Source organism: Calothrix anomala FACHB-343 (genome assembly GCF_014696435.1).
Lineage (GTDB): Bacteria > Cyanobacteriota > Cyanobacteriia > Cyanobacteriales > Nostocaceae > Aulosira > Aulosira anomala_A.
In genome coordinates this window covers 14375-40734 of the sequence record NZ_JACJQG010000057.1, presented here as the reverse complement: position 1 = coordinate 40734, position 26360 = coordinate 14375, and the positions used below count along the sequence as shown (strand labels likewise).

Below are 26360 nucleotides of genomic sequence, written 5' to 3'. Positions count from 1 at the left end.
CAAGAGTTAGCCAAACATAGTTTATGACCCTACAAAGCTTTGGTGTGATTGGTTTAGCCGTTATGGGCGAGAATATCGCTCTGAACGTCGAGCGTAATGGCTTCCCAATTGCAGTTTATAATCGCTCCAGAGAAAAAACCGACGCCTTCATGGCTCAACGTGCGCCAGGACGGAACGTCAAAGCCGCCTTCACCTTGGAAGAGTTCGTAGCTGCACTAGAACGTCCCCGCAAAATATTAGTGATGGTGCAAGCTGGTAAGCCAGTTGATGCGGTGATTGCTCAACTAAGACCCTTGCTGGACGAAGGCGATATCATTATTGACGGTGGCAACTCTTGGTTTGAAGACACAGAACGCCGCACCCAGGAACTAGAACCCACTGGACTGCGCTACATTGGGATGGGCGTGAGTGGTGGTGAAGAAGGCGCACTCAATGGCCCTTCACTCATGCCTGGTGGGACAAAAAGCTCTTACGAGTATTTGTCACCAATTTTTAACAAAATTGCGGCGCAAGTCGATGATGGCCCTTGTGTAACATATATTGGCCCCGGTGGTTCTGGTCACTACGTAAAAATGGTTCACAACGGCATTGAGTATGGTGATATGCAGCTAATTGCTGAAGCCTACGATTTGCTGAAAAATGCCGGTGGACTCGATCACAATCAGCTACACGAAGTCTTCGCTCAATGGAACACCACTGATGAACTCGATTCATTTTTGATTGAGATTACGAAGAATATTTTCCCCTACATCGACCCAGAAACAAATTTACCGCTCGTAGATTTGATTGTGGATGCAGCCGGTCAAAAGGGTACTGGACGTTGGACTGTACAAACTGCATTAGAATTGGGTGTTTCCATCCCCACAATTACCGCCGCAGTGAATGCGCGAATCATCTCTTCCATTAAAGATGAACGGGTAGCCGCATCAAAAGTTTTGACAGGGCCTAGCGGTAAGTATGATGGCCAAGTTAAAGACTTTGTTAACAAAGTGCGTGATGCTCTGTATTGCTCAAAAATCTGTTCTTACGCTCAAGGGATGGCATTGTTATCCACAGCCTCAAAAACATATAATTGGGGTTTAAATTTGAGCGAAATGGCGCGGATTTGGAAAGGTGGCTGTATTATTCGCGCTGGCTTCTTGAATAAGATTAAGAAGGCTTTTAACGAAAATCCAGCATTGCCCAACTTGCTTTTAGCTCCAGAATTTAAGCAAACAATTCTTGACAGACAAGCAGCTTGGCGGGAAGTAATTATCACAGCTGCCAAACTGGGAATTCCAGTACCAGCATTTAGCGCATCTTTAGATTACTTTGACAGCTACCGCAGCGCGCGCTTGCCTCAAAACCTGACTCAAGCACAACGCGACTACTTCGGCGCACACACCTACCTGCGTACCGATAAGCCTGGAAGCTTCCACACTGAATGGGTTCCCATTACTGAAGCTAAGAAATAATCAACTTCATCTTGTAATGGGGTAGCCAGGTTAAATACTTATTTAGCTAGTGGTTCTGATTTTCAGAGCCACTTTTTTGTTCATCAGCAACAAATCACGCTACAGACGAACTCGTTCCCCCAGCAATCAATGCAGGTATTAACACTGCATCAATCACATGAATCACACCATTATCAGCCAAAATATCAGTTTGCAGGACATTAGCATCATTAATCTTCACTGCACCATGAGTAGATTCAATGGCTAAAATTGACCCCTCAAGAGTTTCTGCTTCATTAATTTGCACCAAATCATCAGACCGAACATCCCCAGAGGCTACGTGATATGCCACAATTTTCTTCAATTTGGGAATATCTTGCAGTAGCTTATCTAAAGTTCCTGCTGGCAACTGAGCAAAAGCATCGTCAGTAGGTGCAAAAATTGTCAAAGAGCCTGGACGCTTAAGAACTTCCGTTAGTCCCACAGCTTCCACAACCTGCACCAAGGTATTAAAATTTCCTGCCTGAATCGCAGTTTCCACTAGATCAGCCATGCGCTTAGGTTACTTTATTAACTTGCTGTTACAACCTACTTATAAAAGGACAAAAGTTTCTCAACCTCTATCAAGAGAAAGGTTAGGAGCGATAACACAGCAGTAGATTTGTTAGTGCTGCTAAACTGGGGAATAACACAGAACGGATGAAGAATCAAAGATTAAGCATGAAAATGTTGTGTTTCATACTTCATAATTAAAGCTTCATCCTCCCGATCACCATAAGAACCACTGACTATGCTAAAGCGTTCTAAGTTCGAGACAACTCAGTCTCAGATTATGCACCGTGCTGAGGATCTGATTAGTGCAGCCTCAAATCGCTACCGCATTACAGTTCAAGTGGCAAACCGTGCCAAACGTCGCCGTTATGAAGACTTTGAAAGTGCAGAAGATGCAATGATGAAACCTGTACTCAGGGCAATTATCGAAATGTCTGATGAACTGACTCAGCCAGAAATTATTGGCGAAGTATAAAATATAGTCCTGGGTTGAAAGTGTTGATTTATGAGTACTGTATGTATTCTTGTTGCACTTTTAACTCAGAATATTTGCTTATGAATAAAAAATTTTCTCCCGTTTTGCAGTCGAACTTTATAGTGAAAACTCTCCAGTTAGCAATACTTTTCCTCGTAGGGGCTGGAGTTATTTTAGGTTTGGGGATAGATAAATCAAAATATACAGCTTTTCTCACTGTCCAACCTGCATTAGCTCAAAGGATCAGCCCTGGTGAAGTATGGCAGCAAGTGTATCAACAGTTGCCAAATTTCCCGAAAGAAAATCAGTATATTAGCAGAGAAACTGGTAAAGTTGCCGAAAATAATACCTTAGCTGGTCGCTTAATTAGATATCACGTTTATGTCAAAGAGCGTTCCCCAGCTTATCGCTTAGACTGGAAGCTGACATTGGCTGATTACCTGAATGCCAATGAAACTATGTATGATATTACCTATCCAGGACATGATACATTACGAGAAAATCCCATAGAAGGCGATCGCGCTGCGATTGCCAAGCTTACCCGCAGCCAGCGAAATGCTCTAGCGCAAGTCTTAACTAACATCTTTAGCTTGAACTGACAGAAGCCCCACGTCTGACCCGATAGGGCAGCATGGGACGGACACTTTGCTCAAGTCGGGAAACCCGCCCACGCAAGTGTCCTCATGAATGGCAGGCGAGTTGACGACAGTCCTTTGACCAAATTTTCCCGCAGGGGAAACCCGGAGTTGGACATGGAGGAAACGAGAAATTTTTATGTTATATTCTCTTATAGCAAACGTTGTTTACTCTAATATGTTAAGAGTCGTCAAAGTCAGATTATATCCAGATGTCCAGCAACAGCAGTCTCTAGCACAAGCTTTTGGCAGTTGTCGTTGGCTGTGGAATTATTGTCTGAACTTGATGAACCAAACATACAAAGAAACTGGTAAGGGTTTGTCTGGATACGCAGTAAAAAAGATAATCCCGCAGTTGAAGAAAGAGTATGAATGGTTAACATCGACTTATTCGCAGTGTTTGCAGCAAGTCTGCTTAAATCTAGGAGTAGCATTTAACAACTTTTTTGAAAGACGAGCTAAATACCCTAGATTCAAATCCAAGCATGGTAAACAGTCGATTCAATATCCTCAAAATGTGAAAGTTGCTGATAATTGTTTAAGTCTACCTAAAATAGGTGAAGTATCAGCAATAATTCACAGATCCATTGAGGGTAAAGTTAAAACTGTCACCATATCCAAAAACTGCTCTAATCAATACTTTGCAGCAATTCTTGTTGACGATGGTAAAGATAAACAATTATCAAGTACAGAAGGTAAAGCAGTAGGTATTGATTTGGGATTAACTCACTTCGCTATTACTAGCGATGGCTCAAAATTTGATAATCCTAGAATATTAAACAAGCATGAGAAGAATTTAAAACTTAAGCAACAGCAATTATCTAGAAAGCAAAAAGCGGTGCAGTGTGGTCTTGGGGGTTTCCCCCATGAACAACTGCACCAAGAAGGTTCTCAGAATCGAATTAAATCTAGAATAAAAGTTGCTAGAGTCCATAGAAAAATCACTAATTGTCGTGAAGATTTTCTGCACAAGCTATCGCGTAGGATAGTTAACGAGAACCAAGTTATTGTTGTAGAAAATCTTAATGTTAAGGGTATGATGCAAAATCATTGTTTGGCTAAATCCATCCAGAGCGTAGGGTGGGGAATGTTTTGCACAATGCTGAAATACAAGGCAGAAATGTCAGGGAAGATTTATCAGGAAGTTGATAGATTTTTCCCTAGTTCAAAAACCTGTCATGTGTGTTTGAATCAAGTTGGTAGTTTACCGCTAGATGTAAGATTCTGGACTTGCAAAAACTGCCATACAAAACATGACAGAGATGTGAATGCAGCTATTAATCTCAGAGATGAGGGACTACGAATCTTGACCTCTGGAACGGGGGATAAAGCCTGTCGCCCAGATGTAAGTCGCAGTAAGGGAGGACGCAAGAAATCTACTACTACGCTTTCTGTTGGGCAGGAAGCCTACACTGTACCTTCAGGTCAGTGTAGGTAGTTCACTTCAAGTTATTCAGCAACACCCCAACCATAATTAATATATGGAACGTTTAGTTAAAAGCGGCCCTGGTTGGCGTATTGGTTGGAACCCTCATGCACCTGAGTTTAAAGGTTTATTGGGTACAGATGATTGGGCAGTTGAATTAACCGAAGCCGAGTTGAACGACTTTTGCCGCTTATTGGCACAGCTAGCCGACACCATCAAACAAATAGCAACCGAATTGATGGATGAAGAAAAAATTGCTTGCGAGGCCGAAAGCGATTTATTATGGATGGAGGTAGAAGGCTATGCCCACAGCTACAGTCTGCGCTTTATCCTGAATACAGGACGCTGTGCAGAAGGTCAATGGGATAACTCTGCCGTCCCTGGTTTGTTGCAAGCAGCTGAGATGCTCAAAGTTTTTTAAATAAACCTCTTGATTATCCTCAAACTTCTTGCTACTATGATAATTCTGACCGGGGCGTAGCGCAGCTTGGTAGCGCGCCACTTTGGGGTAGTGGAGGTCGTGGGTTCAAATCCCGCCGCTCCGATTATTAAAATCCCTAGCCTGCCTTCCTTTTACAGGATTCGGCAGGCTTTCCCATTTGTAGGCTTAAGTTTAAATTCCATACCAATTTCAACTATAACTGGTATGAAACTGGTATGAAAATAAAAGCTCAAAACCAAGTCCAGAAGGGAGTTGTAGCCGTTGAGGAATATCAGACTAGGCTTAGACTAAGATGGTCTTATGCTGGGAAGCGTTATTGCCTTTATCTTGGCTTGCCCAATACTAAACTCAATTGGAAAGCTGCCCAACAGAAAGCTACTCAGATTGAACTAGATATAGCCTCAGGCAACTTTGACGCTACCCTGAGCAAATACAAGCCCCCTAGTCAGAAAGTTATCCCTGAGATCAAGGATATTAGAATTATCGATCTGTTTGAGAGGTTTAGAGAATATAAATCTAAATCTCTCTATGATAGAAGTAAAGAGAAATACAACATTGCGCTTAAGAACTTAAGGGATTTCTTCGGTACTAAATTGACCTCTAGCATAAAGGTTACTGATGTAGAAAAGTTTACTGAAGTTCTCTCCCAAAAGCTATCACCAATAACTCTAAAAGAAAGATTAAGCATAATTAGAGCTTGCTGGCAGTGGGGAATTAAACAAGGTTTAGTCAAAGATAATCCCTGGTTAGATTTACCTAATAGAATTAAAGTCCCTCCTAAACCTTTACCTAGACCTTTTACTAAGGAAGAAATCACAGCAATTCTTAATGCATTTGAGAAGCATAGGAATTATAAATTCTATTTGGCTTTTGTCAAATTCAGATTTATGACTGGAACCAGAGTTTCTGAGGCTACTGGTTTAAGGTGGCAGGATGTCGCTGACGATTTTTCTCAGATTTGGATTGGTTCTACTCTTACTAGAGGGGTACGTAAACCAACTAAGACTAATAAAGCTAGGATATTTCCCTGTAATCAACAACTTCAAGAATTATTAAAGTCAATAAAACCTCAACAAATTAATCCAGAGGATTTAGTATTTCCCTCCCCACAAGGCAAAGCTATTAATGATTCTCTATTTGGTAAAAGAGCTTGGAATACTTGTCTTAAGATTGCGGGTGTTCAGTACAGGTCTTTCTACAATGTGCGGCATAGTTTTATTTCACATTGCCTAGAAAGTGGACTTTCTCCTACAACAGTTGCCCATTTAGTTGGGCATGATGTACAGGTTTTATATGAAAACTATGCTGGTTCTGTAATTAGTAAGCCCCAAGTTCCAGTTTTATTTGAGTATTAACTATTAACGTTAATCAATTTAGAAACAAGGTTGGCATAATATATGAATTTTATTGACATTAATGATGCACTCCTAGAAGAGGATTACCTTATCCCCCTTCTGAAACATATGAAACAGGGTAAGAAAATTAAAGTAAAAACCTGGCTCAGAAAATTGGAGAATATCTTCTCTAGGAGTAGTGCAATTATTATAAGGACTAGCAATTCCCTAGTAAAAATGCATGATGCAACTTATATATTGGCCACTGAAGCTTACGTTCTCAAGGACTTTACGATAAGTCAAGGTAAGTTAGAGAATGACTTCTACGCACTAAATGACTGGCAGTTAAGCGACCTAAATATAATTGATGAACTATCTGATATGGAGATCGAATATGTTAATATCCTTCGTCTGAAAGATGAGGGTAATCCTCAGAAGAAGAAAGAAATATGGGATAGATTGATATGGTTATACTGTCAGCAGCTACATTTTGACAGATATCGAGAAATACAGCAATCTATTATGTATAGGATAATAGAAGAGACGGCTAAATATCTTCAGAAACAGAAACAGCTTGAGGAAGAGAACAATAAATCTCCCAATACAAATGAGATATAAGAGTTTAGATATGTGTTTTATAAGATGACAGAAGGGACTTGTAGTAATACTGTAGGTAGGATAGTAGTAGAAGACTGTTATCTAGAGGGAGGAGTAATTAAGGCTTTGGAATATGACTAACTTGCTCCTTTAGCTAGAACTGCTGTCATTCCAAGTAGTATACCTCCAATAGCCCTTCTCATAGCAATATTACTCTCTGGAATATAATCCATAATAACTATACCTCCTATCCACATAACAATAATAAGAGCTATATACATTCCAGGAGGTACATTACCTTGTTGAGAACTCATAGAAGTTGTTAAAGAGTAGTAGTTCTTTAATAACTTACATATTGTGCTAATGATAACAGTGTAAATACTGTGAATTGAAAGGCGGCTCAATCAGCCGTCCATCTCTGTCTCGCTCAGTCTTGCGTCTGAGATGCAAGCGAAGACTCGTTAGAGTATGGGAGTAGAGTGCCTAATTTATTAACAGTAGAATCAAGGTTTCAAGCGTTAAAACGAATTAATTTTATATGCTGTAATCTTTATGGGATAAGGGTTACAGCCTTTTAATATGGATACTTATACCGTCATTATCAATAAGAAATATAGAACCCTGATTATTAGGTAATTTATTCTCAATAAATACGAGCAAAAGGGGTGCGTAAATCGCCCTCAAACCTTTACTGCATAAGGAGTGTAGCTATATTACTAGTAGTACTATGCCTTCTCTTTCTCTGTTTCTTCTCTTTCTCCTTCCTTCTTCTCTTCTCTGGTCTCCTTTCTCTCCTTATCTCTCCTTTCTTTCTCCCTCCCTGGTTTGCGAACAATTTACTGTCTAGGTAACTAGTGGGTTGTTTAACTATTTAATAAATAATTTATTTCTCCTTATGTTTGTCTCTAGTTTCTAGAGGTATAATATTCTTATACTTAATTATTCATAAAGAGTATGGTTAAGCAAGATGTAGCCGTTATTCCTATTAAGATACCTAAAGAATTATGGGAAAAAATTCAGGAAGATGCCGCAATCAATCAAAGGTCAGGATCAGGACAGATCAGGTGGATTCTTGAACAATATTACAAAGATAACGTGCCCACTTAATACTATGAACAATCTCCTACTATCTAATTGTGGATAGGATTCTAGACCCGATAAGGGGAGTGTAGTGAACTCCCTTTCCACATTTCCTAAATTACTATATTTAAACTTTAAACCTAACACTAAAATGACCGAAGCTTATATTATTAACTCCTATCGAGTACCAGAGAGTGTAAAGACTTTTGTGTTGGATCACTTACTACATCCATACAATAAGCCTACTAGACAACTATTTGTACATATTTTATTTGGAACTACTTATTATATTGGCAGAGATAGGCACCGCCTTATAGATGAAAGAGAAGAAGGTTGGGTTCCAGTTAGCTATAACTTGATGAAGAAGGAATGGGGCAAGCCTGAAGAATTACAGTGGGGCTTACTAGTTGAAGATGGATTATTAGAAGTTAAAGTTATTCATGAAACTGAAGACGGTAAGAAGATTACTTATAGTAAAGATTATGGTAAGAGCAGAGAGTTTAGAGTACCCCTTGATGTAGTAGAGCAGATATTAGGTAAATATCCTAAAGAAACATCAGAGTTTGTTACCTGCCAGTACTACGACCTGATGACTGGCAAGAAGATGAATCAGTTCAAGAGACATAAATTTACTGATGAGAATGAGAATTCTATCCCAGAACTAATTAAAGAAAGTATGAAAGCTATTAAAAGATGTTTGGTTAATGATAAAGCAGTTACGAAATACTTAGATGAAAAGGACTTTGATACATCCTTTGGAGGTTCAAAGAAAGAAAGAGCAAGATATTTAAATGATAGAAATTGTTATGACTGGATTAGACAGTCTGGAATCAAGTTATTAGAGGATGGGCTGATAGAGTACTACCCTAGCTATGAATCTCAACCTTCTGGTAGACTAACTGAAAGGAAAGGTGGTTTTCAATCTTGCTCAAGAGAAATGAAACAGATAGCTTTTAGTGGTATTCCTAACTTAAAGAACTATGACTTGAAATCCAGTCAAGTTTGGGGGCTGATTCAATGGTTTGAGGCGGCTAACATCGATACCAAATGGCTTAGAGTCTACTTATCTAAGGATAAACAAGAGTTTGCTGATGCTGTTGGTATATCTAAAGATAGATGGAAACAATGCTTCCTTGCCTTGATTATGGGCGGTCACTTACCAAAGAAAGTTACTTCTAAAGATTTCTTAGATTCCGATTTAGCAATTATTAATTATTTAATGGAAGAGGCTGGGGGTGATGATTCCCTAGCAATCAATCTATATACCAGATTTACTAAATTAACTGCTCCTCTAAAAGCTTCTATTGATAAGTGGCAAGATTGGTTAATCAATACCTATGTTCCCATTAGTTCTTCTTATCCCAAAGGTAAGCAGTATGTTTCTAATAAGACTGGCATAACTTTTTGTATTTCTGATTACAGGGATAAGGAGGGTAAGTGGAAGAACCTTAACCAACTAAAAAGAAGATTGGCGGCTTTCTACTTACAGGGTAATGAGGCAGCATTTATCCACCATCTTACTTGCGTTAGTGAACATTATGGGTTTGAGGTTATGAATAATCAGCATGATGGGTTTGTAGTTATAGGGGAGATTCCCGAAGAAGCTATTGAATATGCCCGACAACAAAGCGGTCTTAAATATGCCATTCTAGAAGAAAAACCTTTCCTATAAACCAACTAAATATCTAAATAATTAACTAGGAGAGTTATCTCCTAGTTTTTATTGTGGCTCTATCTCGTATCTCGATAGAGATGGGAGCTCCTCTTTCATCGGAGATGGAAGCTATCTATTCATTCTCAATAAGGTTTATGAAGTTCCTATTATTACGTTACTTATTGACAGTAAATTAGGGGCAAAAGGGGAGTGTAAATCAAGCTCAAAGCTATATACAGTAAGGATTACAGACTATGTAATAGTAGTACTATGCTATCTTTGTTTCTCTATTTCTCTCTTCTTTCTCCTTCTACCTTTCTTCCCTCCTCTTCTCTCTTCCTCCCTTCCCTAGTCTAGTTTGTGAACATTTTAATGTCTAGGTGATTATTTGGTAGCTATTTACTTTATTTGTGATCGCATATTTGTCGCCCACCTTTATAGTCTACTTCTAGGTTAAAGATGATTTAGTCATCAATATATATATTCCTAATGATGAAAGATATATCAAAATATTTCCCTGGTATTGGTATAGCTTGGAGGAATTGTAGAACCCCATTAAGGCTTTATGGCAACCCAGTAACAGTTATAATTCCCCACTTTGATGGTGGTTATCTTGGTGAACTCAGAGAAGAAATTAGAACTTATTATCTAGAAGAAATGGGCCCTTATGGTAACCATTATTATGTATATGTAGAAAAGCCTGATGTAGTAGATGATTAACTACTACAAGAATTATGTAACTTTTATATATTAATGAATATGTCTAATAAAAGAATCACGGCTAATTATGTCGCAGGTAGCGGCGATATCGGCTTTGCCCAAGTATTGCACGATGCTCCACTCCTACTAAAATCGTCTCCAGCTTGTACTATTCAAGGGAAGATAGAAACAGTCAGGAACTCTATTGAAAGCGCCTTATATCTCAATCCAGACCTATCTCCTGACCTAAATTATCTACTTTATTACCTAAATAGAAATATATTCTCTCTAGCTAGTTTCTGTTACCTAAAAGCCAATACAGACAAGCATCTATTACCTTTCTCTCTAATAGAATGGATGGATAAGAATATCAAGCTCCTTCAAGAAGAATTAGGTCACTGTCCTGATTTCCTTTACCATAATCACCCAACATTAATTAGTCTAGATAAGCTAAGAATCGATATCAGGGAACTAGAAAGATACTTTATTAGGTGGCGGTATAGCAATGAGGTAGTAGGGTTTCTATTACTCAAGCCTGACCTAACTAATAATGTTAATTACCATTCAGCAATTCTTAATAGATTGAGCAGTTATATGTTCTGGGCTATCAGAAAGGAAGGTAGAATGCTGAAGGGCAGGGGGGAATTGATAGAAGAAAGATATTGGCAAGCTGTAGTAGAAGAATGGAATCCTCCTATTAATTAAATCCCACTTTATACTATATTTCAGTGATATGTTAAAGGAACATAGGTTTCATTTATTAATTAACTATATAGGAGAGGGAGTAATATCTCTCTCCTTTTCTATTGGTTAGTTTTCCTCATGATTGAGGAAATCCTCACTTATCATTATTGATAAACGAGAAGATGTATTACCAGATCCTCATAAGTGCGGAGTTGGTTGGTGGTAAGGGTGACGTTTTAAACGCTGAAATTAAATTTAATAAACGCTCACTCACTTAGTTCGTGAGAACTAACGTGCCCACTTTATACCATTTAATTATTTATATAGTTAGGGCATAGTTAATTATTAAATAAAACACAACTATGTCGAACTTAATTATTTCAACTCAGAACGGAATCCAATATTTCACCATCAATGCTACTGGTGAAAGTGGAATGTCTCAATCAGGTTTAGCTAGAGCCTGCGGTGTATCTCAGCAAGCCATTAATAAACTAATATTGGGACTTACAACCAAATCACCTTCTGAAATTCTAGAACCCTTTACTGGTAAGAATTTGGAGGATTTAACACTTACAACCAACTCAGAATATCATAATGTTGCTATCCTAAAAGATACAGTATGTGCAGCAGTATTAACCCACTACGCTCAACAAGGTAAGGTAGAAGCTGCTATTTCTCTAGGAGCCTTTGCTGCTGTAGGTATTAGAGTTTATATTCAACAGATTAATGGGTGGAAATCTCCTTCTGAATCTAATCAACCTAAACTACCTCAAGATTATTTATCTGCCCTTAAAGCCCTTGTAGCTGCCGAAGAAGAGAAACAAGCACTAGCCCTTAAAGCCGCCGAACAGGAACAGACAATAAAAGTATTAGAACCTAAGGCAGAGGTCTATGACCAAGTAATAGCCAATAATACCTTTCATGATATGGCTGAGGTAGCTAAAATTATTAATATTAAGAATATGGGTAGAAACAATTTATTCTCCTTCTTAAGAAATGAGGGAATTCTAAGAGGTAATAATACTCCCTACCAGAATTACGTTAATCAGGGGTACTTTAAAGTTGTAATCAAGCCTAATAGAATGAATGTAAATAATACAGTTACTCTAGTATCACCTAAAGGAATTGAGTTCATAATTGGTTTATTAGAATATGCCGGATATAAGTTACCTCAAGTCGCCTAACGTTATTATTACAATAGATAAAACTAAATAAATAATCCAAGGGAGTTAATCACTCCCTTTATTATTGTCAGAATTAAAGTGCTCACTCTTCTGTCGAAGAATGAGATAGAAGCCCACTTTATATCATTATCTTTCACATATATTAATTACATAGATAAAATAAATCGAAGGAATAACTAAATGTCTGAACATGGACAACCTAAATTCACCCCTGAAGAATTAGAAGCCCACCAAGAATTTATCGAAGGGCAAAAGGCTATATCTGCTCTTGAAGAACAAGTAGAATATGAGAGGAATACGGCAAAGATGATGATTATTGGTTACTCTTTAACAACATTAATTGCTCTATCAGGACTTTTATATATTGGGTATGAGAAACTAGTAAAACCAAATATTAACTCTCCTACTATAACCAATACTAAATAATTAATTAAATTAACTTGATAACACGGGGGTCTTATGACCCCTTTTATATTAAATAATCCCACTTCTTACTAACATAGTTACCTTATCTTAAAAGCATAGAGTTAAGGGGATGTAATGCCCAATAAGAAATTATCTGATAAAGAAGCCGCTACCCAAAGAGCTTTCTCCTTATACCTGAAGGGATGGTCATTAAGGAAATTACAATCTCACTTTAATACACCCAAATCAACTCTTAGAGACAGATTTGAGAGAATTTATGGTCGAGGTTATACCAACTTAAGGTCAATCATTGACATTATTAAGGAATACTTAACAGACCCTAAAATCTCGACTAAAGACAAAGAACAGATTAGAGAATGGCTAAATAGCCCGCAACTATTTCAACTATTACTTAATGTTAAATCTCCTAATACTAAGTTTTATACAGATAAGCAGATACGCTCATTAACCTTAAAGGAATGCTTTCACAAGAGTAGAGACTTTAAGGAGTTATTTGAATTGTTAATTCCTATTTCCTAAAGGATGATTATATGAAAATATCTTATAAATATGTTCCAGGTTCTAGAGAATACTACATTGATTCTCAGGAGCCGCTCACCATTAAAACTAGTTACATTAACCCAGGTGACTTGTTGCATTGTCTTCAGCTTTATTACGCTAATCAACTAGATGATGTAGACGAGTTTATGTCTAGACTATACCTACCAGAGAGCCAATTAAACCCATCTAATTCCTTATATGGCCAATTAGATTCTCCAACATTAACTAAGGCTTTAAATAGGCTTCCAGAACATTATAGGGCGGCTATTAAGCTTTACAATGTACCTAATAATGAAGATAGTTCAACTCTTCAACATTACTACATCAACTCTAATACATGTCTGAAGTTTACTGAATGGGTGAGTGATTTATATATCCAATCATTCATCTCTCTATCAGAAGAAATTAGAAACCTTATTTAATCTCGGACATAAGTAATTAGTATAAATACACATTGTTAATTCATATATTTAAAGGCATCTCATCAGATGCCATTTTTTATGACCGCTCATTTAAACCAACAACATAAAGATTACCTAATACTTCTACTAATCTCTAACCCTACTCTTAGTAATGGGCAAATTAAAAAAGAATTCAATGAAAGATTTCCAGGTCAATCATTAACTGACAAGCAAATTATATATCTAAAGCAGAAAGAAGGATTAGCATTTAAATTCTTCACTGATAATAGTACCTTAGCTATAGAGAAAGCTTTAGAAATAGGATTACTTAGATATTCTCATAAACTAGCTAGATTAAAGGTATTAGAGAGAGTAGTTGACTTAGGGTTAAACGGATATATAGAGCAGGTTCAGACATCAAAAGGAACTGTAGTAGACCTGCATAAAGTTAACCTTCCAGTAGTAGTCCAAGCTGTGAAGAGTATTAAAGAAGAGATGGATGAATTGAATATAAATAATGAATCCAACTATGAGATAAACATAACTCTAACTGACCCTATAGAAATTGAGGGGGAAGATGATGATGAATCTCTCTCTCCATAAGAAGCAAGCTGAAGTATTCCTCTCTAAAGCTAGATTCAAATTATTAATAGCGGCTAGACGTTGGGGGAAAAGTAGACTACTACTAACTTCAGCTATCCATGCTGCTCTTTCATTTAATCAATCTATTGACCCAGCTAGCCCTCCTGTCTGCTTGATAGTAATGCCTACTCTCAAACAATGTAGACAAATTCACTGGCAACCTTTATTAAATCTATTAGAGAATCAGCCATTTGTAGAAAGTATTTCTAGAACTGATTTCAGAATAAAACTTAAAGGTAATAAGCCAGATATTTTATTAAGAGGTGCGGATAATAATGGGGATGGATTAAGAGGTCTAAAACTCTACTGGGCAGGTTTAGATGAATTCCAAGACTTCTCTATTAGAGCTTGGGAAGATGTTGTTTATCCTGCATTAGCCGATACAGCTAACTCTAAAGCTCTTTTAATTGGTACTCCTAAAGGTAAAGCTCATTTCCTTCATAGATTTCATTTACAGATTAAAACTTATAGTGATTGGGCTTATTATCACTTCATAACAAAAGATAATCCGTTTGTACCTAAGAGGTTCCTTAACAGAGCTAAAATCATCCTACCTCCTAGAACATATAGGCAGGAGTTTGAAGCCAGCTTTGAAGACTTTACAGGGGCTATATTTGACTGTATAGATTCCCGCCACATAGTTGCGGATATTCCTAGTGAATTCGACCACACCTTTCTAGGTTGTGATTGGGGAGATATAAATCCTGCTCTGGTTGTAGTTGGATACAAAGATAAGAAATATTATCTAATAGATTCATGGTCTAATCCACACCCAGGTAATGCTGTACCTCAAGCAGATTTAATAACTAAAGCTATAGAGTTCTGTAATAAATATAAAGTACGTAGGGCTTATCTACCTGATGATAGACCTGCCTCAATATTTGAGTTAAGGAAGGTTGGTAAGAGTCGGGATATAGAAGGGCTGAAGAAAGCTATAGCTGTTGATAGAAATAAACCTGGAATCTCTGAGGGATGCACTATAGTAAATAGCCTATTTTATCAAGATAGATTACTAATTAAATCAACCCAAACTAAATTAGAAGATAGTCTCAGGTCATATGTAAGGGAGACTGATTCCTCAGGGAATGTGATAGATAAACCAGCTAAGAATCAGGAGTGCGCTCACTTAGTAGATGCTACTAGGTATGTCATAGCAACTCTAGAATATAAAAACTTTTTAAAATAATCTATGGAATATCCGAATAAATTACCTCTGGAGCTACTTCAATCAACGCACCCAGAATATACTTTAATGCTGCCCGCTTATAGGGAGATTGATTTACTAGCTTCAGGTGGTTATAAGCTCAAGGCACAGATAAAACAATTCCTCCCTAGAAGACCAGGAGAGGATTTAGATATCTATGAAACCAGACTGCATAAGTTTACTTATTCTAATGTCTTAGGGCAGGCTATCAGTAAGCAGCTATCTAAATTTAATAACAGTACTGTTACCGTTTCAGGTATAGAGAAGAATCAAACCTTCTGGGACGACTTTAGAGACGATACTGACTTAGCTGGCAGATCAGAGAAGAATTTAATATCTAATATATTTAGAGAATTACTGAAGTTTAAGAAAGTATATCTTCACGTAGACAAACCTAAATCTGAGGTTACTCCACTTAATAAAGCTCAAGAGGAAACCTTAGGTATTAGACCTTATGTAACCCTTTACTCTGCCATGCAGGTAATTAACTGGTCAGAGACCAAAGGGCGGCCTGATTGGGTTAAAGTCTACCAAATAGTTCAAGATACAACTAATCCTTTATCTCCCCCACAAACTAAAGCTATCTGGACTTTTATTGATGCTAAATACGTTGCTAGATATGAAGCTTATGTGGAATTGGATTCAGCAGGAAATATCAAGAATGTACTTGAGGGTGAGGATAAAAGAGGTAATAGAGATGTTGATGTCTATTTAAATAGTCGAGTACCTCATAATCTAGGGACAATACCCGTAGTAAAGGTTGAAGTTCCTGATGACCTGTGGGCCTGCGATCAGGCGGCATCTAAAGCATTAGAGCATCTAAGAACTGACTGTTCTAAATATGATTTACTAACTCTGGCTTACTTCCAACGCACCTATAAGCGAGTACAGACACCTGATGGAGATATTCATGCCACCTTTGAGGGGGATGATGAAGCGCCTCCTACTGGATTACAGCACGTACTAGAGCTAGAGAAGTTTGAATGGTCTGAACCTCAGGGGCATATCTTAGCTCACCTTAGAGAAAGTCTATCCCAGATAGAGAATCAGGTTAGAGATTTGGTTTCCCTTGGGGGAGTAAGTTCTTCATTAGGGGCAGTACAGCAATCCGGTGTATCCAAGCAGCTAGATTTCTATAATCAAGAGACCATCCTCAAGTCCTATGGGCAAATACTAGTAGACGCTTATCAAGACCTGCTCCAATTAGTAGCTAAATCTCAAGGAATTACCGATTTAGTAACGGTGAGTGGACTAGATAAATTTGAACTTGATAATTTAGACAACCTATTAACAAATATTAAAGAGTTAGTAGACACAGACTTAAGCATTCTACAGGCTCAATTACCACCAACAGCATATTTAATTCTCTACAAGAAACTAATTACACTACTACTAGGAAACCTATCACCAGAACAGGAAAGGGAAATAGAAGAGGAGATAGGAGGAGGAAGAAGAGAAGAGAAGGGAAAGTAGAGAAAGAAAGAGACAAGATAGCATAGTACTATTAGTAGAGTAGCTACAACCCTTATCTAATATAGGTTACAGCCATTTTACGCACCCCTTTTGCTTCCTCACTTGGTTCGCTTGCATCTTCGACGCAAGTTGAAGCGGAGAACTAACGTGCTCCTTAATCTTCATACTTAATAGTGAAAAGGTATGATACACCCTAATCACTAATTGACCACCCCTTAGTAGAAATCGGACAATAGTTTTTATTAGATAGTACCAACTGGTTAAGGTAGAAACCAGATAACCATACTGTTAGGTTTAAATACAGATATCCAATAAGGAATTTAACAAATGACCCCTGAAGAAATACAAGACCTCTTAAAACAAACATTAGGAGAACTTAAGACTGAAATATTATCTGAAGTTGATAAGAAGAATGCAGGTTTAGCTAGTTCACTTTCTAAAGAAATCAAGAAATTAACTACTACTTCGCCCCTAGAAAGTGATGAAGAACCTAAAGGTAATTTATCCCTAAAAGCTTTACAGCAACAGATTTCAGACCTCCAAACTCAGCTTAGAGAGAAAGATGAACAAGCATATAACGCTAAACGTTCAGAAGCCGTCTCTAAAGCAATCTCCAAGTCTAATGTTCTCAACCAATCAACTCTTCATAAGCTTTATATGATGGAGAATTCTTCTCAGTTAAAAGAAGAAAATGGTAATTGGTTTGTTGAGAGGAATGGTCAGGTACTCTCCCTAGAGGAATCTCTAAAGAATTATTTAAATTCAGATGATGGAAAGTTATTCTTACCTCCTTCTGGAGTAAATGGTTCCTCATCTCAAGAAACTAAAGTAACTGCTGCTAATCCAAATACTAAAGTAAGTGCCGCAGATGCTCTATTTGATTCAATTTCAAATCTATAAACTAAACAAACACGAAAGAATTATAAATTAATATGGCAATTATTAATGATGTAACCAAAAGTTTGATGCTTTTGGTGGAAGAAGAAGTCGCCGCTTTACAGTTGGGTTATTACCCTATGTTGAGCCGTCTAAATAAAAAGATTATTTCCCAGAAGACAGTTAAATGGAATACTAATGTTGGTGGTGCTGGAGCAACTGGTGAAGCTACTACAGCTAGTATTAGTGCTTATACAGAAGATAGTATTATTGGTGCTTCCTTACCTATTGGCACTAACCGCTTACGTCACTCATTCCAAATCCAAAAGGAAGACCGTGCTGAAGCCGCTAGTGCTGGTAAAGGTGCATTACGAGACTTGTACGGATTCGAGATTAATAGTGGCTTAAGAGTCATTATGGAATCCCTTAGCGGATATGTATACACTGGTACTGGTTTAGCTGCTGCTGGTGGTGTTGTTGGTCTAGGTGCTGTGGTAGCTAATGCTGCTTATGCTGGTATTGACCCTGCTACCTACACTGCTTGGTCAGCCGTTCTTAATACCAACGCAAGCAACCGAGCCTTATCTGCTGATTTGCTACTTGCAATGGAAACTGCAATCGCAAGAAAGGGTGGAAACTTTACAGCTATTTACACCACTCCTGAAGTTGTAGCTAAATATAAACTATTATTCGCTGCTAACACTTCTATCAATAATGTGCTACCTGCTGGTCAAGCTGACCTTGGTTACACTGGTGTATCTTATGCTGGTCGCCCAATCATTCAAGATCCCTACTGCCCCAACAACACTCTGTACTTTGTCAACGAACCTGAAGTAGCTCTATACACCTTCAGCCAGAACAACACTGGTTCTACTCAAGGTATGCAGTTTGCCATTGAGCAATTACCTTCTAGTAACCCTGATGCAGAGAATTATGCTGTATATGTAAAACCTCAATTGAAGGTTCACAACAGAGCTAAGGGTGTGGCTTGCCTAGAGAAAATCACTCAGTAAAGAATAATGGCTAACTTCACAACAACTCAAATAGAAAAGATAGAGATGGTGCTGGGATATAACAGTCCCATATCTTCAGTAGTTCACACTCAATTATCTACCAATTTCGCTCAAGTAGTTTATGACAGAGCAGTAGCAATACTAACTGATTTAGATGATATTAATGCCAAGTTAAAAGAGGCAACTGATACCAGCTATGTCACTGAATCTAGGGGTTCTAAGTTATCTTACAGTCAACACGTAGGGCACCTTAAATCTGAAGCTACAAGGTTACTAAAGGAGTTAGCCCATATTCTATCAGTAGAAGTAGCTTTTAATAAATACTCTCCCTGCCAACCTAAATCTTACTGGTAAGGATATAACCCATGACTTTATATCAGAAGCTAGCTGAAGTTGAGGGTAAGATGGCTGAAGTTGAGGTTAAGTTGGGGAATCCTCAGCGTAAGCATTTATTAGTAAGGCATCAGATATTCAATCAATCAACCAGGGTCTTAGATATAACTGATACCTTAATATTACCCAAACCTTATATTACTTTTGTCTCTCCTAAGCTGGCTGCTATTCCAATAGCAATTGAAGGGGCTGAGAAGATGATCAGTTTATATATAACCGACATCCAGGTAGAGATACCGAGAACCTTCCCAAGGTCATTATTTGAACCTCCTAATAACATTAGACCATTATTCATCTTAGAACCTCCAGTATCTAATAATCAGGTTGTATACACCAATCCAACTACTAAGGAAATCAGTGGAGCAGGCTTCTACAAGATGATGATGCTAATGGATAATGACCCTACCCTATGGAAATTCATCCTAAGGAAGGAGAAGAAATAATGACAAATATTCAGACTATAAGGGAAAGTATAAACGATTTCTTAATAGCTAGGGTCAGGATAGATTACTGGCAATTAGAATATCCTAGCGAAATATATGCTCCTACTTTAACGGGCACTTATCCAGCTAACTCGCTTACTTTACTGCCTGTACAGAATGTACTTCACTATAAAGAAGGCTTTAACCAAATTAAAACATTAGCTAGATTCCCTTATAGGCTTGCATACAGGTTTCCAGGTCAGCTAAATTATCATTCTCTTCCCCATACAGGTTTAGAAGGGATAATTTCTTATATTCAAACAGTATCCCTTCTTGAATCCCCAGACCCAGATATAGAATCATTCACTCCAGTAAAAGTAGAGGATTCTATTACAGTCTCTAATACAGACGGGTCTGGTTCTGATTGGTTAATTTACCTCAACTTTGCTTTTGATGTGAAGTTTAACACCACTTCAATTCCAGGATTGGATGATATTCAATCACCTGATTATTATGACTTTAATAATCCTCCACCCTTAGAAGAATTGAAGATACGTATTTACAGAGCTAAAGAGAAGTTTATTACTACTAATAACTCAACCTATAATTTAGATTCAGAAATTAATATAATTCCATAAAATATGACAACTAGCATATTTGCCAATTTCAAGGGGCCTGGAGTTCGTATCCAAGAATCTACTCAAGGATACAGGTCATTATCAATTGCCTCATTTGAGACAGTTTATATGATTGGCTCCTCAGCATCGGGAGACTATCTAACTCCAACACAGGTTACCTCACTAACTGATTTTACCAATGTATTTGGTGCATCTCCTTCTGAAGCATCAGTTAAATTATTCTTCAGAAATAATAGAAGAGGGTTACTTTACTTTGTAAGAACACCTATTGCTAAGAGATTCACAATTACTGTTAGCACTGCTGTAGCAGGTGCTTATACAGCCACAATCAACGGAACTACGGTTACCTACACTGCACCTGCTAGTCCAACGCCTACTCTTGCTAGTGTTGCTTCTGGTTTACTTGATGCTGTTAATAACTCTTCTGTAGCCAGTGCCGTTACCGCTATTTCTGGAGACAGCACTGATAAAGTTGTTATTAGAGCAGATAATCCACTAGATAATTTAGCGGTTACTGTAGGTTCAAATTTATCCGTAGCGGCCTTAAACCTCACTACCCCTGCTGCTACAGACTACGTTTATGCGATCGAGAACTCCTTTGATAGTCAGGATGACTGGACTCAAGGGTTTTTAATTGCCCCTCAAGCTTTCCAATTACTAACTACACAATCTGACAGATTATCTGTTGGTAATGCAATGGAAGCATTAGCTTCTGATGAATCTTTTGATTGGGTAGCTTTGATTGATGCGGGTTCAGGATTAACCGTAGCTCAAGCTCAAGCAGAAGGTATCTTATATACCTCTCCGCAAGGGCATACAGGATTTTATTACCCTTACCTAACTGACCTGGAAGATGGTGTAGTTCCTCCATCAGCAGGTGTAGCTGGTATGGCTACTCGCAGATATAGGGAAGAAGGATTCCAACAACCTCCTGCTGGTGCTAAATTCCCAGTGTTGGGGGTTAAAGATGTAGTTACCAAGGTCAACACCCAGCAACAAGAAATACTAAACCCACTAGGTATTAATATCATTCGCAACCTGAGAAATAAAGGTGTAGTTGTGTGGGCAATGAGAACTCGTTCTAGTAATGAGTTTTATACCTTCCTAAATACTAGAGTTATTATGAATGTCCTTAATGGAACACTTCGTAAGGGATTTGATAATGAACTGTTCTCTGTGGTTGATGGTCAAGGTGTTCTATTAGCCTCTATTGCCGCTACAGCTAAATCGGTTTGCTCGCGTTTATGGAGAGGTAAAGCATTATTTGGCGCTACTGAAGCTGAAGCATTTGAAGTTAAATGTGACTTCGAGAATAATACCCCTGATGAGTTAGAGCAAGGTAATGTTCTATTGGAAGTTTATGTAGTACCTGCCCCAGCAATGGAGAAACTGTTGATTAATACAATCAGAGTTTCAATTGGTACTTTACCTTTAAATCAAGACCAAGTAGAAGCTCAATTAATCCAGCCTGAGACTCAATCTAATACTCAATCATAAGGGAAATAATAAACAATGGCAGTATTACCAATAAGTAATTTAAGACCAGTAGCTAACTCAGATTATTTAATTGCTAGTCCAGAGATAGGTTCTAATATTTACTGGACTAAATTTTCTGGACTTAAAGTTAGCTTTAAAAGACCTCAATTTAATGATGGGCTTTCTAATAAAATGTTAACTGGGGAAGGTGGAACTCAAGAGTATCAACCTGTTACTTTATCTAAACCCTACGATATAGATAGAGACCAATCTGTATTCGATTTCTTTAATAGATATAAAGGTGGAGAAGAATTCACTCTTACATTAACCCCAATTAAATATGTAAATGGTAGTTCCACTCAAGGAGCTAAATCCCTTACTTTATATGGATGCCGGGTATCTAATTTAACCTGGGGAGGCAATATTGACACCTCAGATGGTAGTCAAGCAGTGGAACTTGAATTAGAGTTCACTGTCGAAGGTTCAGATATGACTGATACAGCTAGCTAATAATTTAAATTAAGTATTATGGCTAAAAGAGTAGTGATTGAGGGGACTCCTAGCGAGTCTCCTACTTTAATTAATAATGAATCTCAACCTATCCAAGAGGTTGAAAAGAAGTCCGAAATTGATTTCAATGCAGAAGAAGGTATAGCCAGCTTTAAGTTAGAAGATGGTACTCCTGTAGTAATGAAATCTCCTAAGACTAGACAGTTTCTATTACTAGAGAGCTTCATGAAGTCAACTGAAGCTGAATATAAAACTGAATCTTTTATAGCAGTCAAATTAGCATCACTGTGTATAACCAAGTTTGGTAATAAAGATAAAGTAACCTTTGATGAGCTATTAGATGAACTAGAGATCACTGATTTAGAGAGGGTAGCAGAAGCTATCATGTGCTTTCAGGATAAACTTGAAGCTCTCAGAGGATAATCTCTACTTTAGTATTGATTCCCTAGATGCGTTAACAATTAATGATTTACTGGAGTTGCTTATCCTATCTTGTGGTGGGAAATTCAATCCAGCTTACTTTCAGTTCTTAGATATGGATATATCTGAGTGTTTATATCACCTTTATATATTTATTAACTTAAAGCAGAAGGAAGGCCCTTCTCCTGAGAATAAGCTTAAAGACTGGGGCTTCTCAACAAATGATTTTGGATTATTATAAATAAGTTTTATATATGGCAACCCCTAATCCCGTCAATCAGGTATTAAGCGTTGTAGGGGAATTATTATCTTCTCTTAATGACGCTACTAAAGCTATACAAGGTCACTTTACTAAAATACAGAAATATAATGAGAGGGCCACAAATAGCTTTGGGAAGGCCGTCTTAGGCGCTGAACTCATGTCGGCAGCTATTCAGAAGGGATTAGGCTCTATTATTTCATTAGCTGGTAAAGCTACCGATTTATTTAATGAAGCTGCTACTACTCAAACTAGTATTATTGCTACTTCAGGTAACTTAATGAAGCTAACTGGCTATAACTTTAGCCAAGCTACTTCATTTGTAGAGGATTTCCAATCTCAAATGTCTGAGGTAGCCGCTAAGTTACCTGGAATGGCATCTGATTTTACTGCATTTGGTAGGGGGATAATGGATGATGTTATCCCTGCTTTTGCTGGTTTAGATGGCAAACTAGACTCATTAGAAAGAAGAGCAGCATTAGGTAGATTAAAAGACTTAACTACCTTTGGTACATTATTAGGGCAGACTGCTGGTATAGACTCTACTAGAGCATCTTCCCAAGCTGCATATTTCCTATCAGGTACTAGAACCCTTAAAGAGTTAAAGACCTTAGACCTTTATGAAAAGAACACTACTTTTAGAAATGAGCTTGAAAGGTTATTAGGCGGAAGAGATTTAAGGCGATTATCTAGTGATGAAAGACAGAGAATATTCCTTCAAGCTGCTAGATTAGACCCAAGAGTATTAGAAGAACTTTCTAACTCAGTAGAAGGGGTATTTGGAACCATTAATGATAAGCTATTTGGGCTACAGACTGGTCTATTTGGCTTAATGAGGGATGTAGATCCTCTTACTAATGGCAATCAATCAGCCTTTAAAGCAATTAATAAAGCTCTCTTAGCTCTATTTGGGGACAATGGTTTATTTAGTACGTTAGGAGCAACTCTAAAGATATTAGGAGTCACAGGTAGTGACCCTATGAGAATCCTAAGAGATGCGGCTAATTCCTTTGCAGCTAGAGTTAGATATTTAAATTTAATATTCAGTGACTTTAATGCTTTAAAGGATTTAGGTCAGCTTCAGAATGATATAAGATATTTCTTTAAAAGATTCCTTAATTTAGAATTATTAGGTAAAAAGTTAGCTGAATTTGTTAGTACTGCTTTTAGCTTCCTAGCTGGGTCTAATTCCCCAATCTTCTACTCAACTCTGGCTACTGCCATAGGTGAGGGGCTGATTGGAGTTGTTAAAGGTATTGGCTCCTTCCTAGCTAATTTAGATGGTAGTGTTTATGCTGCTATTGGTGCAGGTATTCTCTTAAAGATGGGGGTTACTGCATTATTTAAAGTTATAGCCAGCAGATTATTAACTATAGGAGCAGCTTGGTTTGCTGGTAGAGTATTACCTACAATCCTAGCCCAATTAGCTCCTGTACTAATGGGAATTATGTCTGGCCCTGCTGGTTGGATAACTTTAGCAATAGCAGCAGTAGGTTTAATAGTTATAGGTATTCTTAAAGACCCTAAACTGAGAAGATCTATAACTGAACCAATTGGTAACTTCTTTAGGTTTATAGGGGAGGGGTTCAGTAATCTCTGGAAGGATGTTGTGAGTCTATGGGATAATATGGTCTCATCGATTAAAGGATTTTTTGGTGGTATAGCTAATAAATTTAATGAGTTTAAAGACTGGATTTCTGGATCTAATTCTGAATCTAAGCAACCCAATCAAGCTAAAACAGGACTACAAAACTGGTGGGATAAACTAACAGGTAAGACACCTAACTCGGCTAATGGGCTTAATTACCAAGGACTATTAGGTGCTGCTGCTAGGGAACTAAATCAAGCACCTCAAGGCTCAGGATTAGTGGTAGCTAATACCTCAGAAGCTATCTTGAATAGGCAACAGCAAGCTGTATTATTAAATGGATTATCTTCCAGAGGTGGAAGTTTAAATATAGGCTCAATCACTATTAATACTCAAGCTAAAGATGCAGAAGGTATAGCTAAGACTGTAGTTAGTTACATTGCTAGAGAGTGGAGTAATTATCAAAAGAGCCACCTAGCAATTGCAGCCTAAATATAAAATAATCACTACTTTAAAACTTCCCCTACTGTCTCAATAGTAGGGGACTTTTCTTTTATTTAAATATATGAATGAAACTGTCATTGTAGGTCTAAATCCAGCTAAAAAGACAAAGAATATTTACGCTTATCTTGTAGATGAATTAGATAATTTAACCTTCACTTTTCTCTATAATCCCGAAGAGAAGTCCTTCTCAAAGCAAGCTAAATATGATGAAGGGGCAACTGCTCTAACATCTACTCCTTCTCAGTTTTATAGTTATACTAGTGGATTAACCCTTAGATTATCCAACTTAATATTAGAAAGTTATACAAGAGGTAAAACCTGTCAGATTCTATTAGATAAGCTTCAAGCCCTAATGGTAGCTGATCCAGTTAAAGGTAAGTATGCCCCTACTCCTGTTTACTTTAAATGGGGTAGTGATAAGTTTGGCCCTGCCGTCATTACTGACCTTAGTTGGTCTGAAACTAGCTGGCTTAATGGTGAAGTAGCATCAGCTAGAGTTAGCTTTACCTTATTACAAATACCGGAGAGTCAGCTACCTAGAAAAGCTCAGGTAGAAACTTCTCAGAATAAGCTTAAAGCTGCCTTAAAGTCATCAAACAAGCTAACAGATAGGCAGAAGGAAGATGCCGCCTCTAAAGCTAAAATATGGCTAAATCAGAACATAAAGAAGCTACCAGAGAAAGTATCTTCTTTAGTCAAGATTAATAAGTATAAAATAGTTGTTCAGGATAATGGGATTGTTGCTTTATATACTAATAATTCCAAGCCTTTAGGAGTAGTAGGTTGGTACAAGGATGGTAAGCTTGACACTTCAGGTAGTAATAATAATTTAAATTCTTTTAATAAATAAATGAGTACACAACCTTTACCTTTAAATTTAACTAAAACTATAAAGATAAGTGCTGGTGATTCTCTAGCGAATATAGCAAGTGAAGTACTAGGGGATTATTCCTCTTGGAGAGAGCTAGCAGTCATGAATGATATAGATATCTTCAAGGCAATAGAGATAGGGCAAACCTTAACAATACCTACTAAAGAAGAAGCAGAGAGGAGATTTAAAGACCAAGCTGCTATTGAGATTAATGGTATTAACAAGGAAGTTCAATCTAGGGTTAAAGAGATATTAAACTCTAGAGAAGTTAAAACTATTACTAAGCTATTAGGAATTAATATAGACCAGGATAAAATACTTAAAGATTTAGATTTATCTTCCATATCTAAGAGTCTGAGTGCTCCTACTAAGGCAGAGAGAATTAGGAAGGCACTTAAAACTAGCAGTTATGAGCCCGAAGTACCTATCTGGAGGATTATTGACTGGGTGCTGACCTTTGCTTTAATTATCAATATTTCATTATTATATTTACCTAATATTATTTAAAT

At 37.5% G+C, this 26360-nt stretch carries 31 protein-coding genes and 1 tRNA gene; 30 read left to right on the top strand and 2 right to left on the bottom strand.

The annotated features are described in order from the left end of the window. Nucleotides 1-23: 23 nt before the first annotated feature. Nucleotides 24-1454, top strand: a complete 1431-nt coding sequence (gene gnd, locus H6G08_RS26710; protein ID WP_096647240.1) for an NADP-dependent phosphogluconate dehydrogenase — start codon at nucleotides 24-26, stop codon at nucleotides 1452-1454. Between the two features lie 94 nt (nucleotides 1455-1548). Here the strand turns inward: gnd and H6G08_RS26705 are convergent, their stop codons facing one another. Beyond that, a complete protein-coding gene (locus H6G08_RS26705) occupies nucleotides 1549-1986 on the bottom strand; it encodes a fasciclin domain-containing protein (RefSeq protein WP_190548582.1) in 438 nt (145 codons plus the stop codon). 237 nt (nucleotides 1987-2223) lie between these two features. On the opposite strand from H6G08_RS26705, the gene H6G08_RS26700 reads away from it, so the two are divergent. From H6G08_RS26700 to H6G08_RS26670, 7 genes are all read left to right on the top strand, one after another. Further along, nucleotides 2224-2460, top strand: coding sequence for a DNA-directed RNA polymerase subunit omega (locus tag H6G08_RS26700; RefSeq protein WP_096593431.1), 237 nt, complete (start codon nucleotides 2224-2226; stop codon nucleotides 2458-2460). Between the two features lie 80 nt (nucleotides 2461-2540). After that, nucleotides 2541-3059, top strand: a complete 519-nt coding sequence (locus tag H6G08_RS26695; RefSeq protein ID WP_242046276.1) for a hypothetical protein — start codon at nucleotides 2541-2543, stop codon at nucleotides 3057-3059. A gap of 214 nt (nucleotides 3060-3273) precedes the next feature. Continuing rightward, the gene (locus tag H6G08_RS26690) at nucleotides 3274-4533 is read left to right on the top strand and encodes an RNA-guided endonuclease InsQ/TnpB family protein (protein ID WP_190548612.1); all 1260 of its coding nucleotides are present in this window, start codon (nucleotides 3274-3276) and stop codon (nucleotides 4531-4533) included. 43 nt (nucleotides 4534-4576) lie between these two features. Next, nucleotides 4577-4942 (top strand): DUF1818 family protein, encoded by a 366-nt coding sequence (locus tag H6G08_RS26685; RefSeq protein ID WP_190548580.1) that lies wholly within the window; start codon nucleotides 4577-4579, stop codon nucleotides 4940-4942. Nucleotides 4943-4992: 50 nt separating this feature from the next. Beyond that, nucleotides 4993-5066 (top strand) — tRNA-Pro (locus H6G08_RS26680). Between the two features lie 112 nt (nucleotides 5067-5178). Next, complete coding sequence (locus H6G08_RS26675) at nucleotides 5179-6318, top strand: tyrosine-type recombinase/integrase (RefSeq protein ID WP_190548578.1); 1140 nt, start codon at nucleotides 5179-5181, stop codon at nucleotides 6316-6318. 42 nt (nucleotides 6319-6360) lie between these two features. Then, nucleotides 6361-6915, top strand: coding sequence for a hypothetical protein (locus H6G08_RS26670; protein WP_190548576.1), 555 nt, complete (start codon nucleotides 6361-6363; stop codon nucleotides 6913-6915). A 116-nt stretch (nucleotides 6916-7031) separates the two neighbouring features. Here the strand turns inward: H6G08_RS26670 and H6G08_RS26665 are convergent, their stop codons facing one another. Next, entirely contained in the window at nucleotides 7032-7208 is a 177-nt protein-coding gene (locus H6G08_RS26665) for a hypothetical protein (RefSeq protein ID WP_190548574.1), read from the bottom strand. A 640-nt stretch (nucleotides 7209-7848) separates the two neighbouring features. Here H6G08_RS26665 and H6G08_RS26660 point away from each other — a divergent pair. The 22 genes from H6G08_RS26660 to H6G08_RS26560 all read left to right on the top strand — a co-directional run bounded on the left by H6G08_RS26660 (nucleotide 7849) and on the right by H6G08_RS26560 (nucleotide 26358). Beyond that, nucleotides 7849-8001 (top strand): hypothetical protein, encoded by a 153-nt coding sequence (locus H6G08_RS26660; RefSeq protein WP_190548572.1) that lies wholly within the window; start codon nucleotides 7849-7851, stop codon nucleotides 7999-8001. A gap of 124 nt (nucleotides 8002-8125) precedes the next feature. After that, on the top strand, nucleotides 8126-9646 hold the full coding sequence (locus H6G08_RS26655; RefSeq protein WP_190548569.1) for a hypothetical protein: 1521 nt from the start codon (nucleotides 8126-8128) through the stop codon (nucleotides 9644-9646). A 471-nt stretch (nucleotides 9647-10117) separates the two neighbouring features. Beyond that, nucleotides 10118-10348 (top strand): hypothetical protein, encoded by a 231-nt coding sequence (locus tag H6G08_RS26650; protein ID WP_190548567.1) that lies wholly within the window; start codon nucleotides 10118-10120, stop codon nucleotides 10346-10348. A 39-nt stretch (nucleotides 10349-10387) separates the two neighbouring features. Further along, nucleotides 10388-11032 (top strand): cobalamin adenosyltransferase family protein, encoded by a 645-nt coding sequence (locus H6G08_RS26645; RefSeq protein ID WP_190548565.1) that lies wholly within the window; start codon nucleotides 10388-10390, stop codon nucleotides 11030-11032. A gap of 341 nt (nucleotides 11033-11373) precedes the next feature. Continuing rightward, nucleotides 11374-12195, top strand: a complete 822-nt coding sequence (locus H6G08_RS26640) for a phage antirepressor KilAC domain-containing protein (protein ID WP_190548563.1) — start codon at nucleotides 11374-11376, stop codon at nucleotides 12193-12195. 180 nt (nucleotides 12196-12375) lie between these two features. Then, complete coding sequence (locus H6G08_RS26635; RefSeq protein ID WP_190548561.1) at nucleotides 12376-12621, top strand: hypothetical protein; 246 nt, start codon at nucleotides 12376-12378, stop codon at nucleotides 12619-12621. A gap of 114 nt (nucleotides 12622-12735) precedes the next feature. Beyond that, nucleotides 12736-13140 carry a helix-turn-helix domain-containing protein gene (locus H6G08_RS26630; protein WP_190548559.1) on the top strand — a complete coding sequence of 135 codons (405 nt, stop codon included), beginning with the start codon at nucleotides 12736-12738 and terminating at the stop codon, nucleotides 13138-13140. Between the two features lie 11 nt (nucleotides 13141-13151). Then, the gene (locus H6G08_RS37255) at nucleotides 13152-13583 is read left to right on the top strand and encodes a hypothetical protein (RefSeq protein WP_190555591.1); all 432 of its coding nucleotides are present in this window, start codon (nucleotides 13152-13154) and stop codon (nucleotides 13581-13583) included. A gap of 66 nt (nucleotides 13584-13649) precedes the next feature. Further along, nucleotides 13650-14165: a radical SAM family protein gene (locus tag H6G08_RS26625; protein WP_190548557.1), complete on the top strand. Its 516-nt coding sequence runs from the start codon at nucleotides 13650-13652 to the stop codon at nucleotides 14163-14165. After that, on the top strand, nucleotides 14140-15390 hold the full coding sequence (locus tag H6G08_RS26620; protein ID WP_190548555.1) for a terminase large subunit domain-containing protein: 1251 nt from the start codon (nucleotides 14140-14142) through the stop codon (nucleotides 15388-15390). The genes H6G08_RS26625 and H6G08_RS26620 overlap by 26 nt, the downstream gene beginning before the upstream one ends. Nucleotides 15391-15393: 3 nt before the next feature. Further along, entirely contained in the window at nucleotides 15394-16881 is a 1488-nt protein-coding gene (locus tag H6G08_RS26615) for a hypothetical protein (RefSeq protein WP_190548553.1), read from the top strand. 327 nt (nucleotides 16882-17208) lie between these two features. Beyond that, on the top strand, nucleotides 17209-17781 hold the full coding sequence (locus H6G08_RS26610; protein ID WP_190548552.1) for a hypothetical protein: 573 nt from the start codon (nucleotides 17209-17211) through the stop codon (nucleotides 17779-17781). Nucleotides 17782-17813: 32 nt separating this feature from the next. Continuing rightward, entirely contained in the window at nucleotides 17814-18770 is a 957-nt protein-coding gene (locus tag H6G08_RS26605) for a phage major capsid protein (protein WP_190548550.1), read from the top strand. A gap of 6 nt (nucleotides 18771-18776) precedes the next feature. Continuing rightward, nucleotides 18777-19124: a hypothetical protein gene (locus H6G08_RS26600; RefSeq protein ID WP_190548547.1), complete on the top strand. Its 348-nt coding sequence runs from the start codon at nucleotides 18777-18779 to the stop codon at nucleotides 19122-19124. An 11-nt stretch (nucleotides 19125-19135) separates the two neighbouring features. Then, on the top strand, nucleotides 19136-19606 hold the full coding sequence (locus tag H6G08_RS26595) for a hypothetical protein (protein ID WP_190548545.1): 471 nt from the start codon (nucleotides 19136-19138) through the stop codon (nucleotides 19604-19606). Continuing rightward, nucleotides 19606-20223: a hypothetical protein gene (locus H6G08_RS26590; protein ID WP_206758301.1), complete on the top strand. Its 618-nt coding sequence runs from the start codon at nucleotides 19606-19608 to the stop codon at nucleotides 20221-20223. Before H6G08_RS26595 ends, H6G08_RS26590 begins: the two co-directional genes overlap by 1 nt. A 3-nt stretch (nucleotides 20224-20226) precedes the next feature. Beyond that, a complete protein-coding gene (locus H6G08_RS26585) occupies nucleotides 20227-21720 on the top strand; it encodes a phage tail sheath subtilisin-like domain-containing protein (RefSeq protein WP_190548541.1) in 1494 nt (497 codons plus the stop codon). 15 nt (nucleotides 21721-21735) lie between these two features. Next, nucleotides 21736-22209 carry a hypothetical protein gene (locus H6G08_RS26580; protein WP_190548539.1) on the top strand — a complete coding sequence of 158 codons (474 nt, stop codon included), beginning with the start codon at nucleotides 21736-21738 and terminating at the stop codon, nucleotides 22207-22209. Between the two features lie 18 nt (nucleotides 22210-22227). Next, nucleotides 22228-22632, top strand: coding sequence for a hypothetical protein (locus H6G08_RS26575; protein ID WP_190548537.1), 405 nt, complete (start codon nucleotides 22228-22230; stop codon nucleotides 22630-22632). Between the two features lie 416 nt (nucleotides 22633-23048). Further along, nucleotides 23049-24968, top strand: a complete 1920-nt coding sequence (locus tag H6G08_RS26570) for a phage tail family protein (protein ID WP_190548535.1) — start codon at nucleotides 23049-23051, stop codon at nucleotides 24966-24968. 73 nt (nucleotides 24969-25041) lie between these two features. Further along, entirely contained in the window at nucleotides 25042-25830 is a 789-nt protein-coding gene (locus tag H6G08_RS26565; RefSeq protein WP_190548533.1) for a hypothetical protein, read from the top strand. Then, the gene (locus H6G08_RS26560; protein WP_190548531.1) at nucleotides 25831-26358 is read left to right on the top strand and encodes a LysM peptidoglycan-binding domain-containing protein; all 528 of its coding nucleotides are present in this window, start codon (nucleotides 25831-25833) and stop codon (nucleotides 26356-26358) included. It begins immediately after the preceding gene. Nucleotides 26359-26360 lie beyond the last annotated feature (2 nt).

Bases quoted from the DNA above. Each gene is read 5' to 3' on its own strand.
- H6G08_RS26630 (WP_190548559.1), top strand. From the start codon at position 12,736: ATGCCCAATAAGAAATTATCTGATAAAGAAGCCGCTACCCAAAGAGCT.
- H6G08_RS26615 (WP_190548553.1), top strand. From the start codon at position 15,394: ATGGAATATCCGAATAAATTACCTCTGGAGCTACTTCAATCAACGCAC.
- H6G08_RS37255 (WP_190555591.1), top strand. From the start codon at position 13,152: ATGAAAATATCTTATAAATATGTTCCAGGTTCTAGAGAATACTACATT.
- H6G08_RS26635 (WP_190548561.1), top strand. From the start codon at position 12,376: ATGTCTGAACATGGACAACCTAAATTCACCCCTGAAGAATTAGAAGCC.
- H6G08_RS26595 (WP_190548545.1), top strand. From the start codon at position 19,136: ATGACTTTATATCAGAAGCTAGCTGAAGTTGAGGGTAAGATGGCTGAA.
- H6G08_RS26620 (WP_190548555.1), top strand. From the start codon at position 14,140: ATGATGATGAATCTCTCTCTCCATAAGAAGCAAGCTGAAGTATTCCTC.
- gnd (WP_096647240.1), top strand. From the start codon at position 24: ATGACCCTACAAAGCTTTGGTGTGATTGGTTTAGCCGTTATGGGCGAG.
- H6G08_RS26600 (WP_190548547.1), top strand. From the start codon at position 18,777: ATGGCTAACTTCACAACAACTCAAATAGAAAAGATAGAGATGGTGCTG.
- H6G08_RS26700 (WP_096593431.1), top strand. From the start codon at position 2,224: ATGCTAAAGCGTTCTAAGTTCGAGACAACTCAGTCTCAGATTATGCAC.
- H6G08_RS26690 (WP_190548612.1), top strand. From the start codon at position 3,274: ATGTTAAGAGTCGTCAAAGTCAGATTATATCCAGATGTCCAGCAACAG.
- H6G08_RS26565 (WP_190548533.1), top strand. From the start codon at position 25,042: ATGAATGAAACTGTCATTGTAGGTCTAAATCCAGCTAAAAAGACAAAG.
- H6G08_RS26590 (WP_206758301.1), top strand. From the start codon at position 19,606: ATGACAAATATTCAGACTATAAGGGAAAGTATAAACGATTTCTTAATA.
- H6G08_RS26575 (WP_190548537.1), top strand. From the start codon at position 22,228: ATGGCTAAAAGAGTAGTGATTGAGGGGACTCCTAGCGAGTCTCCTACT.
- H6G08_RS26625 (WP_190548557.1), top strand. From the start codon at position 13,650: ATGCCATTTTTTATGACCGCTCATTTAAACCAACAACATAAAGATTAC.
- H6G08_RS26655 (WP_190548569.1), top strand. From the start codon at position 8,126: ATGACCGAAGCTTATATTATTAACTCCTATCGAGTACCAGAGAGTGTA.
- H6G08_RS26605 (WP_190548550.1), top strand. From the start codon at position 17,814: ATGGCAATTATTAATGATGTAACCAAAAGTTTGATGCTTTTGGTGGAA.
- H6G08_RS26570 (WP_190548535.1), top strand. From the start codon at position 23,049: ATGTCGGCAGCTATTCAGAAGGGATTAGGCTCTATTATTTCATTAGCT.
- H6G08_RS26580 (WP_190548539.1), top strand. From the start codon at position 21,736: ATGGCAGTATTACCAATAAGTAATTTAAGACCAGTAGCTAACTCAGAT.
- H6G08_RS26660 (WP_190548572.1), top strand. From the start codon at position 7,849: ATGGTTAAGCAAGATGTAGCCGTTATTCCTATTAAGATACCTAAAGAA.
- H6G08_RS26610 (WP_190548552.1), top strand. From the start codon at position 17,209: ATGACCCCTGAAGAAATACAAGACCTCTTAAAACAAACATTAGGAGAA.
- H6G08_RS26645 (WP_190548565.1), top strand. From the start codon at position 10,388: ATGTCTAATAAAAGAATCACGGCTAATTATGTCGCAGGTAGCGGCGAT.
- H6G08_RS26560 (WP_190548531.1), top strand. From the start codon at position 25,831: ATGAGTACACAACCTTTACCTTTAAATTTAACTAAAACTATAAAGATA.
- H6G08_RS26585 (WP_190548541.1), top strand. From the start codon at position 20,227: ATGACAACTAGCATATTTGCCAATTTCAAGGGGCCTGGAGTTCGTATC.
- H6G08_RS26685 (WP_190548580.1), top strand. From the start codon at position 4,577: ATGGAACGTTTAGTTAAAAGCGGCCCTGGTTGGCGTATTGGTTGGAAC.
- H6G08_RS26665 (WP_190548574.1), bottom strand. From the start codon at position 7,208: ATGAGTTCTCAACAAGGTAATGTACCTCCTGGAATGTATATAGCTCTT.
- H6G08_RS26675 (WP_190548578.1), top strand. From the start codon at position 5,179: ATGAAAATAAAAGCTCAAAACCAAGTCCAGAAGGGAGTTGTAGCCGTT.
- H6G08_RS26650 (WP_190548567.1), top strand. From the start codon at position 10,118: ATGATGAAAGATATATCAAAATATTTCCCTGGTATTGGTATAGCTTGG.
- H6G08_RS26705 (WP_190548582.1), bottom strand. From the start codon at position 1,986: ATGGCTGATCTAGTGGAAACTGCGATTCAGGCAGGAAATTTTAATACC.
- H6G08_RS26670 (WP_190548576.1), top strand. From the start codon at position 6,361: ATGAATTTTATTGACATTAATGATGCACTCCTAGAAGAGGATTACCTT.
- H6G08_RS26695 (WP_242046276.1), top strand. From the start codon at position 2,541: ATGAATAAAAAATTTTCTCCCGTTTTGCAGTCGAACTTTATAGTGAAA.
- H6G08_RS26640 (WP_190548563.1), top strand. From the start codon at position 11,374: ATGTCGAACTTAATTATTTCAACTCAGAACGGAATCCAATATTTCACC.